Origin of the sequence: Eubacterium sp. LMAG:50 (genome assembly GCF_008680265.1) — a bacterium.
In the GTDB taxonomy this organism is placed as follows: Bacteria; Bacillota; Clostridia; order Lachnospirales; family Lachnospiraceae; genus Eubacterium_U; species Eubacterium_U album.
Map to the genome: position 1 here is coordinate 105,444 of NZ_NALP01000006.1, position 18,486 is coordinate 123,929.

The window sequence follows — 18,486 nt, forward strand, 5'->3', positions numbered from 1 at the left end:
GCTATCATATTCTTAAGTAAATATATTTAATTTTTCTAATAGACAATCGAATGCAGATATCTATCTTCATTTAAACATATAGACGAATGCTACTTGATTTTAGCTTTACAACAGAATACAAATAACCCCTTTGCTTTGGTCGTTAGTGATTTTTTCTATAGTATTTTGCATTCTACCCTGAGTTTCATCACTCATTCCACTGATTTTTGCAACTATCCCATCTTTAACAATTTGTTCAATTGTTTTACCAAAAATATTAGTGTCCCATATATTTGCATTTTCATCTGTCTTTTGTCCGTTTATATAATCAATTAAATCATTTGCCTGTTCTTCACTTCCTATTATAGGAGAAATCTCAGTTACTATATTTGCTTTGACAAAATGCATTGATGGAGCATTAGCTTTAATTTTAACTCCAAACTTTCCACCACTTCTTATCAATTGCGGATTCTCAAGTGTTATTTCATCTTTTGTAGGCACTACTATTCCATATCCTTTAGTTTTAACTTCATCTATTGCATAATTTACTTTTTCAAATTTATCTTTTTTTTCAGCAAGTTCCTTTACAAAACTAACCAGTTCAAGTTCATTATTGATTTGTGTATTAGTCATTTCACTTAATGTCATATAGTAATATTTATCATATATAGCATAGGTTATTGTTACCTCTCCGTCAGACAAATTAACATTATTAATCGTGATTGATTTTATGTACGGGTTTTCTTTAGTATTTGGCAAAGAATTGATATCTTTTATTTTATTAAGAACCATGAGTATGTTTCTTGACAATTCTAAAACCGCATTCTTAATTTCGTTGTCATCTTCTAAAACATTTACCCACTTAGGGCACATAAAATTAATCTTTGCTATTGGAAATTCAAACAAAATTTTGCTTAGAATTTCATTTATATCTTTTTCGCTTAACTGAAGACAATTAAGCGGAATGACAGCTGACCTGTAATTGCTTTCTAATTTTTTTACAACACTTTTACACTTCTCTGATTCAGGTTCCATTGAATTTACAACTATAACAAAAGGTTTATTTATTTTTTCCAATTCCTTAATTGCCATATCTGTTGCTTTCATGTAATTTTCAGCCTGAATATCTGTAAAGCTTCCATCTGTAGTTATGACAATCCCTATAGTTGAATGTTCTGAAATAACCTTTTGAGTTCCAAGTTCCGCTGCTTTAGAAAAAGGAATTTCCTGTGTCAACCATGGAGTTTTTACCATTCTCTCTTTATCTTCTTCTAAATATCCGGTTGCACCATCAACCATATAACCTACACAATCTATAAGTCTTACGCTGGCATTTATATCATTTTTCAAATTAATATTAACAGCCTTATTTGGAATAAATTTAGGCTCTGTGGTCATAATTGTTTTTCCGGCTGCTGATTGTGGCAGTTCATCCTGAGCTCTTTTAATATCATTTTCATCTTTTATGTTTGGAATAATTGCTAAATTCATGAAATTCTTTATAAATGTTGATTTTCCTGTTCTGACAGGCCCGACAACACCAATATAAATTTCACCGTTTGTACGGTTTTTAATGTCTTTATAAATACTAAAATCCATAAAAATAACCCCTTTACATTTTTTATAATTATATGCAAAGAGGTTTTATATATTCTTAATATTCTATACCTTTACGGGCATTTACACCACTTTCAAATGGGTGTTTTATACAATTAATTTCCGATATATAGTCTGAAATTTCTACATATTTTTCTTCGGGGTTTCTTCCTGTCAATATTATTTCAGTTTTATCTTTATATTCACAAATAATCTTATATGCATAATCTTTATCCAACAAATTCAATTCATTTGCAGAGTTAAATTCATCAAATATTACCATTGATATATGCTCTGATTTTAAAATTTTTTCTGTTTCTTTTATTAAATTTGTATGGATATCCTTTAAATCGCTCTTTTCAGAATCTGTCATATTCCATATAAATTTTATTGGACCTGTTGGATGCAAAACATAAATATTGCTGTTATTTTTTAAAAAGTTTATTTCTCCGGAAAGACCATCTTTCATAAATTGAACAAATATTACTTTTTTATTATAGCCTAACATTCTAACAGCCTGACCGACAGCAGATGTTGTCTTTCCTACACCATCGCCACACTTAATATGAAGCATATTCATCCTCCCTTTAATACAACATTACATTAACGGAGCAATCATTTTTAATATTGAACCACATAATTTATATAATGCCGACCGATTTCTACAGTCTTCTAATGTGATTTTTTTAGATTTCTGTAATGTTTTTTCGAAATCATCTTCTATTAATGATATTTCCTTGTTTTTATACATTAAACATCCACATTCAAAATGAAGATATAAACTTCTGTAATCTAAATTAATTGTTCCAACAGTCGCTTTGTCATCATCAACTACAAATTGTTTTGCATGTGTAAATCCCGGAGTGAATTCATATATTTCAACTCCATTTTTAATTAATTCTTCATAATAGGTTCTTGCAAGACAATACGCATATGCTTTATCTGGAATTCCCGGCATGATAATTTTTACATCAACACCTCTTTTTGCAGCAAATGTCAAAGCCTCCATCATCACATTATCAATTACAAGATAAGGTGTTATTATATGAACATATTTTTTTGCAGTATTTATAAGGCTTAAATATACTTGTTCTCCAACTTTTTCATCATCAAACGGCTCATCTCCATATCCAATAATATAGCCTGATGTATCCGGCAACGAAGGACAGTCTACATCTAAATATTTATTATAATCGCCAATAATTTCTTCATCTACATTCCACATTTGCAAAAATAATAACGTAAAACTTTTAGCAGCTTCTCCTTCTATCATAACAGCTGTATCTTTCCAATAACCAAATCGCTCTTTTAAATTCATATATTCATCGGCAAGATTAATTCCTCCGGTAAAAGCAACCGTTCCATCTATTACAAGATTTTTTCTGTGATCTCTGTTATTATGATGCGTTGAAAGAAATGGTTTCATTGGATTAAAAGATTTAGCTTTTATTCCATATTCTCTAAGTTTCTTAAAATAACCCATTGGAAGTTTGGTTAGAGAACACATTCCGTCATATATTACACGGACTTCAACCCCTTCTTTAACTTTTTGTTTTAATATTTCAAGAACAGAATTCCAGACTTCACCTTCTTCAATTATAAAATACTCTAAAAATATAAATGATTTTGCCTCTTTTAGTTTTTTTATCAAATAATCATATTTTTCTTCTCCTGAAGCAAAATATGTAATTTTTGAATTCTCATATGGTGGACATCCTGAATATTTATAGATGTATTCTCCTAAATTTTCTATAAGCGGATCATCTTTTTGTAATTTATCTTTAATGTCTGTTTTATATTCTAAATAATTATCCGACCTGTGGTTAATTACTTCTAATCTTTTTCTTAACAGCACAGATGTAGGTTGAAATTTTACAAACAAATATAAAAGTGCGCCAAAAATTGGAATTATAAGAATTACAATTGACCATATCATTTTCATGGTTGGATCTGATTTTTTTTCATTAACAATATAAAGAACCAGAAAAACAGTGATAATTCTTATAAAATCATAAAATATCTTAAATTGCTCATTTACATGCCAAAAAAAGTAGAACAATACAAGAAGTTGCAGAAAAATAAGCAGGGCAAAAATAAATATACGGCTGAATATAAGCTTAACAATCCCATTTTTACCTTTCTTTGCTGTTTTCTTTGCAGTTTCTTTTGCTCTACTTTCCATAAATTTAATCCTCGTTGTCTAACAAATTTTGTCTGATATTTAACATTCTTATATCTGTTTCGTAAATTGTATCTGCGCAATCCGTTAATTGCTTAATTGATTCCACATTAGAATTTTCAAATTTCTTATAGTGTATCTGATGTTCTAAACTAGCCCAGAAATCCATAGCAATTGTTCTTATTTGTACCTCAACTTTTACACCCTTCTTTTCATTAGATAAGAAAATAGGAATTTCTATAACCAGATGCAAACTTCTATAACCATTTTTCTTTGGATTTTTTATGTAATCTTTTCTGGTTAATTCTTTAACATCATCCTGACTTGTAAGCATGTCTGCAACGCTATATATATCATCTAAAAAAGAACATATAATTCTAATTCCCGCAACATCATCTAAATTGTTCTGTACACTTTCTAATGTTTTATCCAAATTTTTTCTATCTAACTTTTCATATATACTATCAGGAGATTTAATTCTGGTTTTAATTGATGCTATAGGATTTCTCATAGTATTTGCAGAAAATTCTTTATTTAAAACATCTAATTTTGTCTTTACTTCTAAAATAGCACATTCATAATATGTCATGAGCATTTTAAATTCTGTAGGATTAATGTCAAAATTTCCAATCTGACCTATAAATTTATTTTGTATTTTTTTTAAATCATCCATATTTCTTTACTTCCACAATAAATCTACATGCTCACTTGTATTATCTCTGTTCATCAATTCATTAACTGCATCTAAAGGCTTTTTTCCATTAAATAATACGTCATTAACAGCTTCTGTAAGTGGCATATCAACATGATATTTTTTTGAAAGATTAAGTGCAGCTTTTGCAGATACAGCACCTTCAACAACCATATTTACTTCCTTAACAGCTTCTTCTAAAGAATATCCCTGTCCAATTAATACTCCTGCACGTCTGTTTCTTGAATGTTTACTATCACATGTAACAATCAAATCACCAATTCCTGATAATCCGTTAAATGTTCTTGTGTGGCCACCCATTGCAGTTCCTAAAAGACTAATTTCCTTCATTCCTCTTGTAATAAGAAGTGCCTTTGTATTATCACCAAATCCTAAGCCATCTGAAATTCCGGCAGCTAATGCAATAACATTTTTTAAAGCGCCACCAAGCTCAATGCTCTTTCTGTCAGGGCTTACATACACCCTGAAGTAATGATTTGAAAAAGCATCCTGAACCTTAACAGCTGTTTCTTTAGTTGTTGCTCCTACTACAACGGCTGTTGGAATTTTACGACCTACTTCTTCGGCATGACTTGGTCCTGATAATGCAACTGCATCACAATTTGGTAATTCATCTTCAATTATTTCCGTCATTGTATTAAACGTATCATCTTCAATTCCCTTAGCAACATCTACAATAATCTGACCATTTGGAATCAAATCCTTTAAAAGTTTTGAAGTACTTCTTACAAATGAAGATGCAACTGCCATAACAATAATTTCTGCTCCATTAACAGCACTTTTTAAATCATTTGTAATTTCAACTGTTTCTGGAATGATTACTCCCGGAAGACTTATTTTATTTTCTCTATGAGTTTTAAGTGCTTCGACTTCTCTGTTTACTGCTGACCATATTGTGACATTATGACCATTATCATTAAGAACCATAGCTAATGCTATAGCCCATCCGCCACCACCTAATACTGTAATCTTTGACATATTATGCCTCCTTCTTTTCGCCAATTTTTCGTTCTGTACCTTTGGCTAATCTTTTTATATTGTCCTTATGTCTTATAAAAGCAAGTGCTGTCATAAGACCTGTAATAATGTACGCTTCAATTCTGCATTCCGGATTAAGATTATGTACCATTCCAAGCTGCCCCCATACAATCATTTCTATTAACAATGAGCCCATAAGCATTAACGATGAAAACGATACATACTTTGTTATATATAAAGATATAAAAAACACAAAAAATCCAAGAACAACAAATTTCCAATCATATATAGCTAAAGATGTAATCATTCCTGCTGACGCCGCAATTCCTTTTCCACCTTTAAATTTCATGTAAAACGGAAAATTATGTCCTAAAATAACACCAAATCCAGAATAAAGCAATAAAACAAACATAATATTTTCACATGATTTATGAAACAAAGCATAAACAAGCAAACCACAAAATACTGCTTTTAATGCATCAACAAAAAATGTGATTAATCCTGCTTTTTTACCAAGAACACGCATTGTATTTGTTGTTCCTGAATTTCCACTTCCAAAATCTCTAATATCAATATTTTTTATCTTGCCTAAAATGTATCCCATTTCTATAAGACCGAAAAAATATCCTAAAACTATGCAAATAATTCTCTGAGCAATCATTTAACTTTCCTTTCGTTCCCTTATAATAAATCTTAAAGGAGTTCCTTTGAATCCAAAACTTTCTCTTATTTTATTTTCAATATATCTTGTATATGAAAAATGCATCAGTTCTTTATCATTTACAAATATAACAAAAGTTGGCGGTTTAACTGCTACCTGTGTTATATAGTATAATTTCAATCGTTTACCCTTGTCTGATGGTGGCTGCTGTAAAGCAACTGCTTCTGTCATTATTTCGTTCAATACACCTGTTCCAACACGCATTGACTGATTTTCTAAAACTGTATCAATCATATCAAATAATTTGGGAAGTCTCTGACCCGTTTGGGCAGAAATGAACATTATTTCAGCATATGGCATATACGCAAGTACATCTCGTATTTTTGCAGTAAACTGATATATTGTTTTATCATTTTTTTCAATTGCATCCCATTTATTAACGGCAATAATTACACCTTTGCCATTTTCATGAGCGATTCCCGCAATTTTAGCATCCTGTTCTGTAATACCTTCTGTTGCATCAATCATTACAACAACTACATTCGCTCTTTCAACGGCTGTTACAGTTCTTATAATACTATATCTTTCAATTTCTTCTTTTATTTTCTTTTTACGTCTCAAACCTGCAGTATCAATAAATACGTACTCCTTACCATTCCATGTAATTTCAGTATCAATTGCGTCTCTTGTTGTGCCGGCTATATTTGATACAATCACACGATTATTTCCTGTAAGTTTGTTTACCAAAGATGATTTTCCTACATTTGGCTTACCTACAACTGCAATTCTTGGTCTTTCATCTTCTTCCTCTTCTAATTCGAGCCCGTCAAAGTGTTCAACTACACGGTCAAGCAAGTCACCAATTCCAAGTCTTGATGATGCTGATATAGGCTGTGGATCACCAATTCCTAAATTATAAAATTCATATACATCAGGCATAAATTTATCAAAATTATCCACCTTGTTAACAGCTAAGATTACCGGCTTATGACTTCTTCTAAGCATGTCAGCTACTTTTGTATCTGAATCGACAAGTCCCTGACGTACATCTGTTATAAATATAATCACATCAGCAGTATCGATTGCTATCTGAGCCTGTTCTCTCATCTGTGATAAAATAATATCTCTACTGTCCGGCTCAATTCCGCCTGTATCAATCAATGTAAAATTATGGTTAAGCCATTCTACATCTGCGTAAATTCTATCTCTTGTGACACCCGGAGTGTCTTTTACTATAGAAATCATTTCTCCTGCCAATGCATTAAAGAGCGTAGATTTTCCTACATTAGGTCTTCCTACAATGGCAACTATTGGTTTACTCATATCTAATCTCCTATTTGTATCTGTTTAATTTCAAGTACTCTACAATTCATATTTAGAATTTGTACTTATTTTTGGATTATTATCTTCATTTTCGTTTATAATGGTTTTCACAAAATCCATTCCACTAGATTTTACAATAATTGTATTTATTTGTAAATTCTTTTCAAGTTCCTCTAATGTCATGTCATCTAAAAATATATTTTCATCAGCTTTCAATGTATTTGTAGGTAAAAGTAAGTTATCCCCTAATTCTTTTCCCGAAAGTTGAGCACATATATCCTGTCCTGTAAGAAGTCCTGTAACTGTAATTGAATGTCCAAAATAGTCATTAATTATTTTATATACGTGTACATTTACATTTGGAAATTTTTTATTTATCTTGTCACAACTTGACTTTATAGTATCATATGCTAACACTCCACTTATTGTAGATACATTTATAACTCTATCATCACCTTCAATAGAATCAAGGTAATCCTTCACCTCTTCTATAAAGCTTCTAATCATTCCTACACCATTTTCCAGTTGTAAATATCCATCATACCTCTCTTCTTCAGGCATTTCTCTTTCTGCTAAAATATACCATTCATCACTTGCATGTATAAAGTGTATCCCATATTTTTCATAAAAATGCTTCTGCCATTTTTCAATAGTATCTATTACAGCACAAGCATCTTCTTTCTCAAATAATTCTAAAGGATATAAACCGTCTCTAAATTTTGTAAGACCTGAAGGAACAATAGAAACACTTCTCATATTTGGAATATATTTCTCTAAATCACTAATCGTTCTTTCTAGTTCTTCTTTATCATTTACATTTTTGCATAATACAACTTGTCCGTTCATTTCAACGTCAGCTGCGTTTAATCTATCTATATATTTAAGTTTATCACCGGCAAATCTGTTATTTAGCATTTTACATCTAAGTTTAGGATTTGTAGTGTGTACAGATATATTAATTGGAGATAAATTATATCTTATTATACGGTCAACATCATTTTCATTCATATTAGTTAAAGTTATATAATTTCCCTGTAAAAATGAAAGTCTCGAGTCATCGTCTTTAAAATATAAAGTTTCTCTCATACCGGGTGGCATCTGATCAATAAAACAGAACATACATTTATTACAGCATGACCTATATTCATCCATAAGGCCGTTTTCAAATTCTAAACCTAACTCTTCATTTTCATCTTTTTCAATTTCTAATTCCCACTGTTCGCCATTACTTTTTTCTATTACAACATCTATAAATTCGTCCATACACAAAAGCTGATAATCAAATATATCAACTATTGTTGTACCATTTACTTCTAATAGGTAATCACCTGCTTCTATTTCCATTTCTTCTGCAATAGAACCCGGAGTCACACTTTTTATTAAATGCCTGTTATTCATATGATTCTCCATTTTAGTACAAATAATAATTATATGAAGGAAACATAATTAAGCTGATATTATTTAAGCATTAAAACTGCAGCTAAGTTTCCTCTTTTTCCATGATGCCCCCTATGAGAAAACAATTCATCTTTATTGCAGCATGTGCAAATATCTGTAGTGTAGATATTGTCATATTCAACACCCGCATCAAGAAATACCTGTTTTACACTTTCCCATAAATTTAACTGATATTTTCCATTCCCTTTATTATATAATATTTTATTATTTTTACCAAATTCGTTTATAAATTCATTTGCAACGTCTTCGCTTATCTCATAACAATCCTGACATATTGACGGACCAATACAGCAAATTACATCTTTTGGGTTTGTACCATAATTTTCATTCATTAATTTCAATGTATTATCACCTATGCGTTTTACTGTTCCTTTCCATCCTGAATGCGACAAGCCAATTGCTTTATTAACCGGATCAAGTATATAAAGAGGAACACAATCAGCGTAATATGTTGTCAAAACAATTCCCGGAACATTTGTTATTAAACCGTCTACATCAGAATAGTCCCTGTCCTTTGTAATGCCTTTACCACAATCTTCTTTTGTAACAACTCTTACATTAGTAGTGTGTGTCTGATTTGTCGTAACTATATTTTCATATGGAAATCCGACAGCCTTAGCAAATATTTTATGATTTTTTAATACATTTTCATCTAAATCTCCCCTGTTAAATCCTAGATTCATGGATTCAAGGCAGCCTACACTTACACCACCCTGTCTTGTAGAAAATGCATTGACAACCATTCCTGTCTGTTCTAATGCATTAAAACTGATATAAGGAATTCCGTTTCCAAATTTTATACTTGTTGTTGTTCTGTTCTTTTTATTTAATATAATCATTACATTGCTCCAAATGCATTCTTAATTAATTCTATATTTTCACCTTTAATTGCTACAACATCAAAGCGATAATTTAGATTTTCGACTAACTTATTAGCCATTATATATATATTAGCACATTTAAATAACTTCTGTTGTTTTTTATAATTTATCGCTTCTAAAGCATCGCCATATTTATTATTCTCCCGATATTTCACCTCGATAAAACATAAATATTCTTTATCTTTTGCAACTATGTCTATCTCTCCACTTTTGCATGAAAAATTTCTATCAATTATTGTATAGCCATGTTCAATCAAATATTCTGTAGCTATATCTTCTTTATACCCTCCAATAATTCTCTTATTCAATATCTCTCCTTATACGGTAAGCTAATCACTTTACAAAATTAGTAATAAATGTTTCTCTATGAATAGGACAAGGGCCGAACTTCTTAATTGCCTCAATATGTTTAGCTGAACCATATCCTTTATTTGAAGCAAAATCATATTCAGGGTACAACTTATCATATTCTACCATCATCGCATCTCTGGTTACTTTCGCAATTATACTTGCAGCTGCGATAGATTTGCTTTTAGCATCACCTTTAATAATTCCAATCTGTTTAATATCTACACCCGGAATATTTACGGCATCATTTAAAAGAAGGGTTGGCTTAACTTCTAACTGACTTATTGCAGTACGCATAGCTTCATATGTTGCCTGTAAAATATTGATTTCATCTATTTGAGCAGGACTAACCATTGCAGTTTTTGCAGCAACAGCTTTTTCCATTATTTCTTCATAAAGTTCTTCTCGTTTCTTTGCAGAAAGTTGTTTTGAATCATTTAAATATAATATATCACAATCTTTAGGCAATATTACAGCTCCTGCAACTACAGGACCGGCTAATGGTCCACGACCAACTTCATCTATACCGCAGATAAATTCATAATCGCTGTATTTTCTTTCAAATTCACCCATCTTGTAGGTACGTTGCAATTCAAGTTCATACTTTTCAAGCATTTTTTGAGCTTTTGCTACAAGTTTTTTTACACCTTGTCTTTCGTCAACGTTAAATTCCATTATAAAAGAATTTAATTCTTTGACACTTAAGTTTTTTAATATATTATTTATATCACTTATACTTTTTTGTCCCATTTTATGTTCCTTACAGTCTGTCTAATGTAATTTTTCCTAATTTTCCACTTCTAAATTCTTCAAGTAAAATTGAAGATGCTTTTTCTAAGTCTAAAACATTTCCTTTTAATTTACATCCTCTTACTTCTGCTATTCCTTCTAACATCTTTAATGGATCATCATTCTTTTCTACACCAAATCTGTTAGGTATAGCATTTTCATAACTATTATTTAATATTTTTACAAATTCATATGCCATATCGCTTACATCAAGAATATTATCATTTATGGAACCGATTAACGCTAATTTAAGCCCTATAGCCTGATCTTCAAATTTAGGCCACAAAATACCCGGTGTATCTAATAATTCCAATGTTTTACTTAATTTAATCCACTGTTTTCCTTTTGTAACGCCCGGTTTATTTCCTGTTTTTGCACAATTTCTTCCGGCATATGCATTAATAAATGTAGATTTTCCTACGTTTGGGATACCAACAACCATAGCTCTTACAGGTCTGTTTTTAATTCCTCGTTTACGGTCTCTTTCAATTTTTTCTTTACACGCCTCATTAACTACATTATTTATCTCTTTAATCCCCGATTTGTTTTTAGAATTTATTTTTAGTGCATGATAACCTTTTTCTTTAAAGTATTCAATCCATTTTTCATTTTGATCATCATCAGCCAAGTCCGATTTATTAAGTAAAATCAAGCGAGCTTTATTTTTTCCTAAATCATCGATGTCCGGATTTCTACTACTTAAAGGTACTCTTGCATCTACAAGTTCAATCACTAAATCAATTAATTTTATATCTTCCTGCATCTGACGTTTTGCTTTTGTCATATGTCCCGGATACCACTGATAATCCATATTTCCTCCTTAATTATACATAAAACGTTATTGTATTTCATAAAATCATTACTAATTACTTACTTTAAAATGATATCGTATATTTAAACATTTAAATATATCTAATCTTCAAGTTTAAAAAAAGGAGTGAGTTAAATACTCGCTCCTTTTTATGGTATAATAATTATTTAACTAATTCTTTAACCTTAGCTGCCTTACCAACTCTGCTTCTGATGTAGTTAAGTTTAGCTCTTCTAACTTTACCTTTTCTAACTACTTCGATTTTGTCGATTGTAGGTGTGTGTAATGGCCAAGTCTTTTCAACACCGATACCGTTTGAATTCTTTCTTACAGTAAATGTTGCTCTTGTGCTTCCACCCTGTTTCTTAATTACTAAACCTTCGAAAACCTGAATTCTTTCACGGTTTCCTTCTTTAATCTTAGCGTATACTTTAACTGTATCACCAACATTAAAATCTGCTACGTTTTCTTTTAACTGAGCTGCCTCAATTTCTCTGATAATATCGTTCATAACTGCCTCCTTATTTCATTAGACATTCTTAATGCTATCAAAGCAACAGCGGAATATCTCCTTTTTACAGCATTTGTAATAATACCATAAGACTATATCATTTGCAAGCATTTTTTTCATTTTCTAATTTTTCGATAAATTTTATATCTTCTTTTGTTAAATTAGCTTTTTCCATCAAATCAGGACGTCTCTTAATAGTTCTGATTATCGACTGCTCTCTTCTCCATTTATCTACTTTAGCATGATCTCCCGATAAGAGAATTGGTGGTACTTTTTTATCCATAAAAGTATCAGGACGTGTATATTGCGGATACTCCAATAAATTATCATTAAACGATTCGAATTCAGCAGATACGTTATTATTCAAGACACCTGGAATAAGTCTTGAAATGGTATCTATCATTACCATCGCCGGGAGTTCGCCTCCTGTAAGGACGTAATCGCCAATAGAAACATTATCTGTAACTATCATTTCTAAAACACGTTCATCTATACCTTCGTAATGTCCACATAAAAATACCAAATCTTTTTCTTTGGCAAAATCTTCTGCCATGCTTTGGTTAAACGTCTCTCCTTGTGGAGTTAAATAAATAACCCTTGGCTTATATCCTATTTTTTCCACAACGGATTCATAACTTCTATATACAGGTCCGGGTTGCATAAGCATTCCTGCTCCTCCGCCATATGGATAATCATCAACCTGACCATGTTTATTTCCAGAAAAATCTCTTATATTTATTGCATTTAAATTTATTAACTTCTTGTCAATTGCTCTTCCTGTAATGCTTGTATTTACTCCATTTGTAATCATTTCAGGAAAAAGTGTTAATACATGATAATTCATTAGTCTAGCAATCCTTTCATGATATGCACAGTAACAATTTTGTTTTCTATGTCTAGTTTCTTGACACATTCATCAATCTTAGGAAGTAATACTTCTTTGTTGTCTAATGTTTTAACAACATAAACGTCATTAGCACCTGTCTGCATAACATCTTCTAAAACACCAAATTCGCTACCATCTTCAAGAATAACTTTTGCCCCTAATATATCTGCTATATAATATTCGCCTTTTTCAAGTTTAACTGCATTATCTCTGGAAACTAAAATATCTTTTCCTTTATAGCATTCAATATCATTTATATTGTTATACTCTTTAAATTTAAGAATAACCATATTTTTGAAAAATTTTACTGATTCTACGTTTAAATCTATATATTCTTTCCCTGTATCTAAGATGCATTTTTTTAATTTTTTAAATCTATTAATATCATCTGTTGTAGGATATACCTTTACTTCACCACGTATACCATGTGTATTTGCAATAACTCCTACCCTAAAATATTTTTCCATATATTTCCTTTCAAACAGTATCTATTAAATGTTATTTAATGTTAGATCTTAGTTATATTTTTAAATTTTTAATGATAATTAAATTAACTTTTTAAATGATTAACGGGACTGAATTCAGTCCCGTTGCACTTGTGGTTACTATATAATGTCCACTATAACTTTTTTGTCGCATTTTGAAGATGCAGCCTTAACAACAGAACGAATTGCTTTAGCAATCTTTCCCTGTTTTCCGATAATCTTTCCAACATCATCAGTTGCAACCTTCAATTCTAAAACAATAGTTTTATCTGTTTCTTTTTCAGTAACAACTACTTCGTCCGGAGAATCTACAAGTGCTTTTGCAATTGTCTCTACTAATTCTTTCATAGTTAGACCTCCTGACTATTATTTTTCAATACCGGCAATCTTAAGTAATTTTCCTACTGTTTCTGTAGGCTGAGCTCCGTTTGATAACCATTTCTTAGCTGCTTCTTCATTGAAATCAAATACGCTAGGATCTCTGTTTGGATCATATGTTCCGATTTCTTCAATAAATCTACCATCTCTTGGTGATCTTGAATCTGCCACTACAATTCTGTAGAAAGGAGCTTTCTTCTTACCCATTCTCTTTAATCTGATCTTTACTGCCATTTTACTTTCCTCCGTAAAAAATTAATTATAATTATTATTTATATATATTAAGAAAACCAATGTCTTCGTTAATATCAATATTGTATAAATTTAAATCTAGAAACCGAAAGGCATCTTAAAACCGCCTCTTCGTTTCTTCTTGCCGCCACCCATCATACCCGGCATGTTCTTCATCATTTTTTTTGCTTGGTCAAATTGTTTTACCAATTTGTTTACTTCGCTTATATCTACACCTGCACCTTTAGCAATTCTTTGTTTCCTTGACGGATTAAGAATATCAGGATTACCTCTTTCTTCCTTTGTCATGGAATAAATAATTGCTTCAATACGTCCAAGTTGTTTATCATCTGGAAGCATATCTTCTTTTATCTGACCGCCTAATCCCGGAATAAGACTAAGCATTTCTGATAAACCACCCATATTTTTAATCTGACCCATGTATTCAAGATAATCATCAAAGGTAAATTGTGCTTTTCTAAGACGCTGTTCCATATCCTTTGCTTTTTCCTGGTCAATTGCCTGTTCAGCCTTTTCAATTAATGAAAGGACATCACCCATACCGAGAATTCTTGAAGCCATTCTATCTGGATAAAATTGTTCTAAATCAGAAAGCTTTTCACCCATACCAACATATAATATAGGTTTTCCTGTTACAGCCTTAATTGATAACGCTGCACCACCTCTTGTATCACCATCTAACTTAGTAATGATAATTCCATCAATTCCAATCTTTTCATTAAACTGGGTTGCTACATTCACTGCATCCTGACCTGTCATTGCATCAACAACAAGTACTGTCTGTGTAATGTCAATATTATCTCTAATTTCAATAAGTTCGTTCATCATGTCCTCATCAACATGTAAACGACCTGCTGTATCTAAAACAACAACATTATTGTTATTCTTTTTAGCATGTTCAATTGCTGCTTTGGCAATATCTACAGGTTTATGATTCGTTCCCATGGCAAATACCGGAACACCCTGTTTATCACCATTAATCTGCAACTGTTCAACAGCTGCCGGTCTGTAAACGTCACAGGCAACTAATAAAGGTCTTTTTCCACTACCTTTAAGTTTTCCTGCAATCTTAGCAGTTGTTGTTGTTTTACCTGCCCCCTGAAGACCCATCATCATAATGACTGTTATTTCATTGTCAGGCAAAAGTTTAAGTTTCGTTGTTTCAGAACCCATAAGATTAGTAAGTTCTTCATTAACTATCTTTATTACCATCTGGCCCGGTGTCAAACTGTTAAGAACATCCTGCCCTATAGCCCTTTCTGTAACTGTTTTAATGAATTGTTTTACAACTTTAAAACTAACGTCAGCTTCAAGCAAAGCCATCTTAACTTCTTTAAGAGCAGCCTTAACATCATCTTCTGTCAGTCTACCCTTACCACGTAAGCCTTTAAATATGTTTTGTAATTTATCGGATAAGCTTTCAAATGCCAAGCCCTTACCTCCTATATTAATAATTCTCTAAAATCTGTCTGGCAATATTCTCTATGTCTTGCATATTATTCTCATCTGCCAATTGACAAATACGTTCAACCTGTTCTTTAGTCTTTTCAAATCTGCTTACAAGATGTAACTTTTCTTCATATTCATTCAAAGTCTTATCACATCTCTTTATCAAGTCATGTACGCCTTGTCTGGAAATATTTCTCTCCTCAGCTATTTCTCCAAGACTATAGTCGTTTAAAACAACTTCTTCATATATCTCCTGCTGATGTTTAGTCAACAGTTCTCCGTAGAAATCATATAAAAGAGAACTTCTTAAAATATCTTTCATATTTACCTCTAAGTGCATCTATCTAAAATTGAAAATAAAATATATCAAAATCACACTTAGAGTATAATACAATACAAAGCAAAGGGTGTCAAGTATTTTTTCTTGACACCCTTGTGTTTTATTTTGAATTTATATTTTGCATTTTAAAATAATTTATGAATCCTTTTTGTATTTTAATCACTATCTGTTCATTGTGTAAAATAAATCTATATAAATAATATTAGTTATTTATAAATTTGGTCTTACTTCTTTTGGCTTATAGCCTTTCTTTTCGAGAGCTGCAATAATCCGTTTTTTATGTTCGTGACCGAAACATTCAAGAGTAACTCTAAGTTCAACGGCAGCATTTCTATTAACAGATACAAACTGATTATGTTCAAGCTTAATTACATTTCCCTGTACATCTGCGATAGTGTTTGCAACTTTACCTAATTCACCCGGCTTATCAGGAAGTAATACAGATACTGTGAATACTCTTCCTCTCTGAATTAAACCGTGCTGTAATATAGATGACATTGTAATAATATCCATATTACCACCACTGATAATAGAAACAATCTTCTTATCTTTGCATTTTAAATGCTTAAGAGCTGCAATTGTAAGCAATCCTGAATTTTCAGCAACAAGTTTATGATTTTCAACCATATCAAGAAACGCATCTATTAATTCATCATCTTCAATTGTTATGATATCATCAATATTCTTCTGGATATATGGGAATATGTTGCTACCCGGAGTTTTAACCGCTGTACCATCTGCAATAGTATTAGCACTGTCTAATGTAACAACTTTTCCTGCACTAAGTGAAGCTTTCATACACGCAGCTTCTGCCGGTTCTACACCAATTACTTTAATATTTGGATTAAGTAATTTAGCTAATGTGCTTACACCTGTTGCAAGTCCGCCACCACCGATTGGAACCAAAATATAATCTACAGTTGGAAGTTCTTTTATAATTTCCATGGCAATTGTTCCCTGACCTGTAGCTACATCTAAATCATCAAATGGATGAATAAATGTATATCCTTCCTTTTCTGCTAACTCAAGTGCATACTTACATGCATCATCATAAACATCGCCATATAATATTACATCTGCACCATAACTTTTTGTTCTGTTTACCTTCATAAGAGGAGTAACAGTTGGCATAACGATTGTTGCTTTTACGCCATATAATTTGGCAGCATATGCAACCCCCTGTGCATGGTTTCCTGCTGATGCAGTAATTAAACCTTTAGCTCTTTCTTCTGGAGTTAATGTGCTTGTCTTATAATAAGCTCCTCTTACTTTATATGCACCTGTAAACTGCATATTTTCTGGTTTAATATATACCTTATTGCCTGTCTGTTCTGAAAAGTAATCACTATATATAAGATTTGTATTTAATGTTACTTTATTAACTATTTCTGAAGCTTCTTCAAATTTCTTTAAAGTTAATCCTTCGCTCATTATCTTCACTTCCTATTCTAATTATAATAATTTTTTCTTTGTAATAATACATCAACTTTCCATATTATAAAATATTTTTTTCAAATAAAATACAAAAATCAAGTTTACTTTGTAAATAACGCTGACACAAAATCATGAGAATTAAATTTCTGTAAGTCATCTATGCCTTCACCTACACCAATATATTTAACAGGAATTCCTAATTCAGCCTGAATTGCAATAGCAATTCCACCTTTTGCCGTTCCATCCATTTTTGTAAGAACAACACCTGTTATATCTGTTGCTTCCATAAATGTTTTAGCCTGTACTAAAGCATTTTGTCCTGTCGTAGCATCAAGAACGATAAGATTTTCTCTTATACATCCTGAATATTCCTTTTCAATAATTCTGTCTAATTTTTTAAGTTCTTCCATAAGATTCTTCTTATTATGAAGTCTTCCCGCAGTATCACAAAGTAGTACGTCAGCATTTTTATTTTTAGCAGATGCAATTGCATCAAACAAAACAGCTCCCGGATCTGAACCTTCATTTCCCGCTACAATATCTACATTTGAACGTCTGGCCCACTCTTTTAGCTGATCAGCTGCAGCAGCTCTAAAAGTATCAGCAGCCGCCATAACAACCTTTTTGCCATTTCCTTTTAGCTGTGCCGCAAGTTTTCCGATAGATGTAGTTTTTCCTACACCATTTACACCGATTACCATAACTACTGATTTTTCATTTTCAAAATCATATGCATTTTCTCCTAAATCCATCTGTTCTTCAATGTTTTTAATCAGCAACTCCTTGCAATCTTCAGGTTCTTTTATTTTTAACTCTTTTACCTGTTCTTTAAGTTTCTCTATTATTTCCATTGTTGTATTAACACCAATGTCACTCATAATTAAAATTTCTTCTAATTCTTCATAGAAATCGTCATCAATATGTGAAAATCCACTGAATATTGAATCTAATCCTGATACTATAGAATTTCTTGTTTTTGTAAGCCCTGATACAAGTTTTCCAAAAAAGCCTTTCTTTTCTTCCATTTACAAACTCC

21 protein-coding genes are annotated in these 18,486 nt (G+C 31.4%); all 21 read right to left on the reverse strand.

What is annotated here, in order from left to right; all coding sequences use genetic code 11:
- Positions 1-105: 105 nt before the first annotated feature.
- The 21 genes from spoIVA to ftsY all read right to left on the reverse strand — a co-directional run bounded on the left by spoIVA (position 106) and on the right by ftsY (position 18,475).
- Positions 106-1,578 carry a stage IV sporulation protein A gene (gene spoIVA / locus CCC31_RS03265; protein WP_117909439.1) on the reverse strand — a complete coding sequence of 491 codons (1,473 nt, stop codon included), beginning with the start codon at positions 1,576-1,578 and terminating at the stop codon, positions 106-108.
- Between the two features lie 55 nt (positions 1,579-1,633).
- Positions 1,634-2,149, reverse strand: coding sequence for a cob(I)yrinic acid a,c-diamide adenosyltransferase (locus CCC31_RS03270; RefSeq protein WP_158574482.1), 516 nt, complete (start codon positions 2,147-2,149; stop codon positions 1,634-1,636).
- Between the two features lie 24 nt (positions 2,150-2,173).
- A complete protein-coding gene (gene cls / locus CCC31_RS03275) occupies positions 2,174-3,757 on the reverse strand; it encodes a cardiolipin synthase (RefSeq protein ID WP_290849671.1) in 1,584 nt (527 codons plus the stop codon).
- Between the two features lie 4 nt (positions 3,758-3,761).
- Positions 3,762-4,427, reverse strand: coding sequence for a GTP pyrophosphokinase family protein (locus tag CCC31_RS03280; protein WP_118565106.1), 666 nt, complete (start codon positions 4,425-4,427; stop codon positions 3,762-3,764).
- Between the two features lie 6 nt (positions 4,428-4,433).
- Entirely contained in the window at positions 4,434-5,444 is a 1,011-nt protein-coding gene (locus CCC31_RS03285) for an NAD(P)H-dependent glycerol-3-phosphate dehydrogenase (RefSeq protein ID WP_260978806.1), read from the reverse strand.
- A 1-nt stretch (position 5,445) separates the two neighbouring features.
- The gene (gene plsY, locus CCC31_RS03290; RefSeq protein ID WP_118565108.1) at positions 5,446-6,105 is read right to left on the reverse strand and encodes a glycerol-3-phosphate 1-O-acyltransferase PlsY; all 660 of its coding nucleotides are present in this window, start codon (positions 6,103-6,105) and stop codon (positions 5,446-5,448) included.
- Positions 6,106-7,428 carry a ribosome biogenesis GTPase Der gene (gene der / locus CCC31_RS03295; RefSeq protein ID WP_022088405.1) on the reverse strand — a complete coding sequence of 441 codons (1,323 nt, stop codon included), beginning with the start codon at positions 7,426-7,428 and terminating at the stop codon, positions 6,106-6,108.
- Between the two features lie 39 nt (positions 7,429-7,467).
- The gene (locus tag CCC31_RS03300) at positions 7,468-8,826 is read right to left on the reverse strand and encodes a DUF512 domain-containing protein (protein WP_290849676.1); all 1,359 of its coding nucleotides are present in this window, start codon (positions 8,824-8,826) and stop codon (positions 7,468-7,470) included.
- Positions 8,827-8,885: 59 nt separating this feature from the next.
- The gene (pgeF, locus tag CCC31_RS03305; protein ID WP_290849678.1) at positions 8,886-9,725 is read right to left on the reverse strand and encodes a peptidoglycan editing factor PgeF; all 840 of its coding nucleotides are present in this window, start codon (positions 9,723-9,725) and stop codon (positions 8,886-8,888) included.
- On the reverse strand, positions 9,725-10,075 hold the full coding sequence (locus CCC31_RS03310; protein WP_022088402.1) for a YraN family protein: 351 nt from the start codon (positions 10,073-10,075) through the stop codon (positions 9,725-9,727). Before CCC31_RS03310 ends, pgeF begins: the two co-directional genes overlap by 1 nt.
- Before the next feature lie 25 nt (positions 10,076-10,100).
- The gene (locus CCC31_RS03315) at positions 10,101-10,865 is read right to left on the reverse strand and encodes a ribonuclease HII (protein ID WP_022088401.1); all 765 of its coding nucleotides are present in this window, start codon (positions 10,863-10,865) and stop codon (positions 10,101-10,103) included.
- A 10-nt stretch (positions 10,866-10,875) separates the two neighbouring features.
- The gene (gene ylqF, locus CCC31_RS03320; protein ID WP_022088400.1) at positions 10,876-11,715 is read right to left on the reverse strand and encodes a ribosome biogenesis GTPase YlqF; all 840 of its coding nucleotides are present in this window, start codon (positions 11,713-11,715) and stop codon (positions 10,876-10,878) included.
- Between the two features lie 163 nt (positions 11,716-11,878).
- Positions 11,879-12,226 (reverse strand): 50S ribosomal protein L19, encoded by a 348-nt coding sequence (gene rplS / locus CCC31_RS03325; protein ID WP_022088399.1) that lies wholly within the window; start codon positions 12,224-12,226, stop codon positions 11,879-11,881.
- 97 nt (positions 12,227-12,323) lie between these two features.
- Positions 12,324-13,070 carry a tRNA (guanosine(37)-N1)-methyltransferase TrmD gene (gene trmD, locus CCC31_RS03330; RefSeq protein ID WP_117909454.1) on the reverse strand — a complete coding sequence of 249 codons (747 nt, stop codon included), beginning with the start codon at positions 13,068-13,070 and terminating at the stop codon, positions 12,324-12,326.
- A complete protein-coding gene (gene rimM / locus CCC31_RS03335; RefSeq protein ID WP_022088397.1) occupies positions 13,070-13,579 on the reverse strand; it encodes a ribosome maturation factor RimM in 510 nt (169 codons plus the stop codon). Before rimM ends, trmD begins: the two co-directional genes overlap by 1 nt.
- A gap of 138 nt (positions 13,580-13,717) precedes the next feature.
- The gene (locus CCC31_RS03340; protein ID WP_022088396.1) at positions 13,718-13,945 is read right to left on the reverse strand and encodes a KH domain-containing protein; all 228 of its coding nucleotides are present in this window, start codon (positions 13,943-13,945) and stop codon (positions 13,718-13,720) included.
- 18 nt (positions 13,946-13,963) lie between these two features.
- The gene (gene rpsP / locus CCC31_RS03345) at positions 13,964-14,209 is read right to left on the reverse strand and encodes a 30S ribosomal protein S16 (RefSeq protein ID WP_022088395.1); all 246 of its coding nucleotides are present in this window, start codon (positions 14,207-14,209) and stop codon (positions 13,964-13,966) included.
- Between the two features lie 96 nt (positions 14,210-14,305).
- Positions 14,306-15,658 (reverse strand): signal recognition particle protein, encoded by a 1,353-nt coding sequence (gene ffh / locus CCC31_RS03350; protein WP_147585929.1) that lies wholly within the window; start codon positions 15,656-15,658, stop codon positions 14,306-14,308.
- A gap of 16 nt (positions 15,659-15,674) precedes the next feature.
- A complete protein-coding gene (gene ylxM, locus CCC31_RS03355) occupies positions 15,675-15,998 on the reverse strand; it encodes a YlxM family DNA-binding protein (RefSeq protein WP_022088393.1) in 324 nt (107 codons plus the stop codon).
- A 228-nt stretch (positions 15,999-16,226) separates the two neighbouring features.
- A complete protein-coding gene (ilvA, locus tag CCC31_RS03360) occupies positions 16,227-17,447 on the reverse strand; it encodes a threonine ammonia-lyase (RefSeq protein WP_117909460.1) in 1,221 nt (406 codons plus the stop codon).
- Positions 17,448-17,551: 104 nt separating this feature from the next.
- Positions 17,552-18,475 carry a signal recognition particle-docking protein FtsY gene (gene ftsY, locus CCC31_RS03365; protein WP_117909462.1) on the reverse strand — a complete coding sequence of 308 codons (924 nt, stop codon included), beginning with the start codon at positions 18,473-18,475 and terminating at the stop codon, positions 17,552-17,554.
- Positions 18,476-18,486: the final 11 nt, after the last annotated feature.

Bases quoted from the DNA above. Each gene is read 5' to 3' on its own strand.
- spoIVA (WP_117909439.1), bottom strand. From the start codon at position 1,578: ATGGATTTTAGTATTTATAAAGACATTAAAAACCGTACAAACGGTGAA.
- CCC31_RS03270 (WP_158574482.1), bottom strand. From the start codon at position 2,149: ATGCTTCATATTAAGTGTGGCGATGGTGTAGGAAAGACAACATCTGCT.
- cls (WP_290849671.1), bottom strand. From the start codon at position 3,757: ATGGAAAGTAGAGCAAAAGAAACTGCAAAGAAAACAGCAAAGAAAGGT.
- CCC31_RS03280 (WP_118565106.1), bottom strand. From the start codon at position 4,427: ATGGATGATTTAAAAAAAATACAAAATAAATTTATAGGTCAGATTGGA.
- CCC31_RS03285 (WP_260978806.1), bottom strand. From the start codon at position 5,444: ATGTCAAAGATTACAGTATTAGGTGGTGGCGGATGGGCTATAGCATTA.
- plsY (WP_118565108.1), bottom strand. From the start codon at position 6,105: ATGATTGCTCAGAGAATTATTTGCATAGTTTTAGGATATTTTTTCGGT.
- der (WP_022088405.1), bottom strand. From the start codon at position 7,428: ATGAGTAAACCAATAGTTGCCATTGTAGGAAGACCTAATGTAGGAAAA.
- CCC31_RS03300 (WP_290849676.1), bottom strand. From the start codon at position 8,826: ATGAATAACAGGCATTTAATAAAAAGTGTGACTCCGGGTTCTATTGCA.
- pgeF (WP_290849678.1), bottom strand. From the start codon at position 9,725: ATGATTATATTAAATAAAAAGAACAGAACAACAACAAGTATAAAATTT.
- CCC31_RS03315 (WP_022088401.1), bottom strand. From the start codon at position 10,865: ATGGGACAAAAAAGTATAAGTGATATAAATAATATATTAAAAAACTTA.
- ylqF (WP_022088400.1), bottom strand. From the start codon at position 11,715: ATGGATTATCAGTGGTATCCGGGACATATGACAAAAGCAAAACGTCAG.
- rplS (WP_022088399.1), bottom strand. From the start codon at position 12,226: ATGAACGATATTATCAGAGAAATTGAGGCAGCTCAGTTAAAAGAAAAC.
- trmD (WP_117909454.1), bottom strand. From the start codon at position 13,070: ATGAATTATCATGTATTAACACTTTTTCCTGAAATGATTACAAATGGA.
- rimM (WP_022088397.1), bottom strand. From the start codon at position 13,579: ATGGAAAAATATTTTAGGGTAGGAGTTATTGCAAATACACATGGTATA.
- CCC31_RS03340 (WP_022088396.1), bottom strand. From the start codon at position 13,945: ATGAAAGAATTAGTAGAGACAATTGCAAAAGCACTTGTAGATTCTCCG.
- rpsP (WP_022088395.1), bottom strand. From the start codon at position 14,209: ATGGCAGTAAAGATCAGATTAAAGAGAATGGGTAAGAAGAAAGCTCCT.
- ylxM (WP_022088393.1), bottom strand. From the start codon at position 15,998: ATGAAAGATATTTTAAGAAGTTCTCTTTTATATGATTTCTACGGAGAA.
- ilvA (WP_117909460.1), bottom strand. From the start codon at position 17,447: ATGAGCGAAGGATTAACTTTAAAGAAATTTGAAGAAGCTTCAGAAATA.
- ftsY (WP_117909462.1), bottom strand. From the start codon at position 18,475: ATGGAAGAAAAGAAAGGCTTTTTTGGAAAACTTGTATCAGGGCTTACA.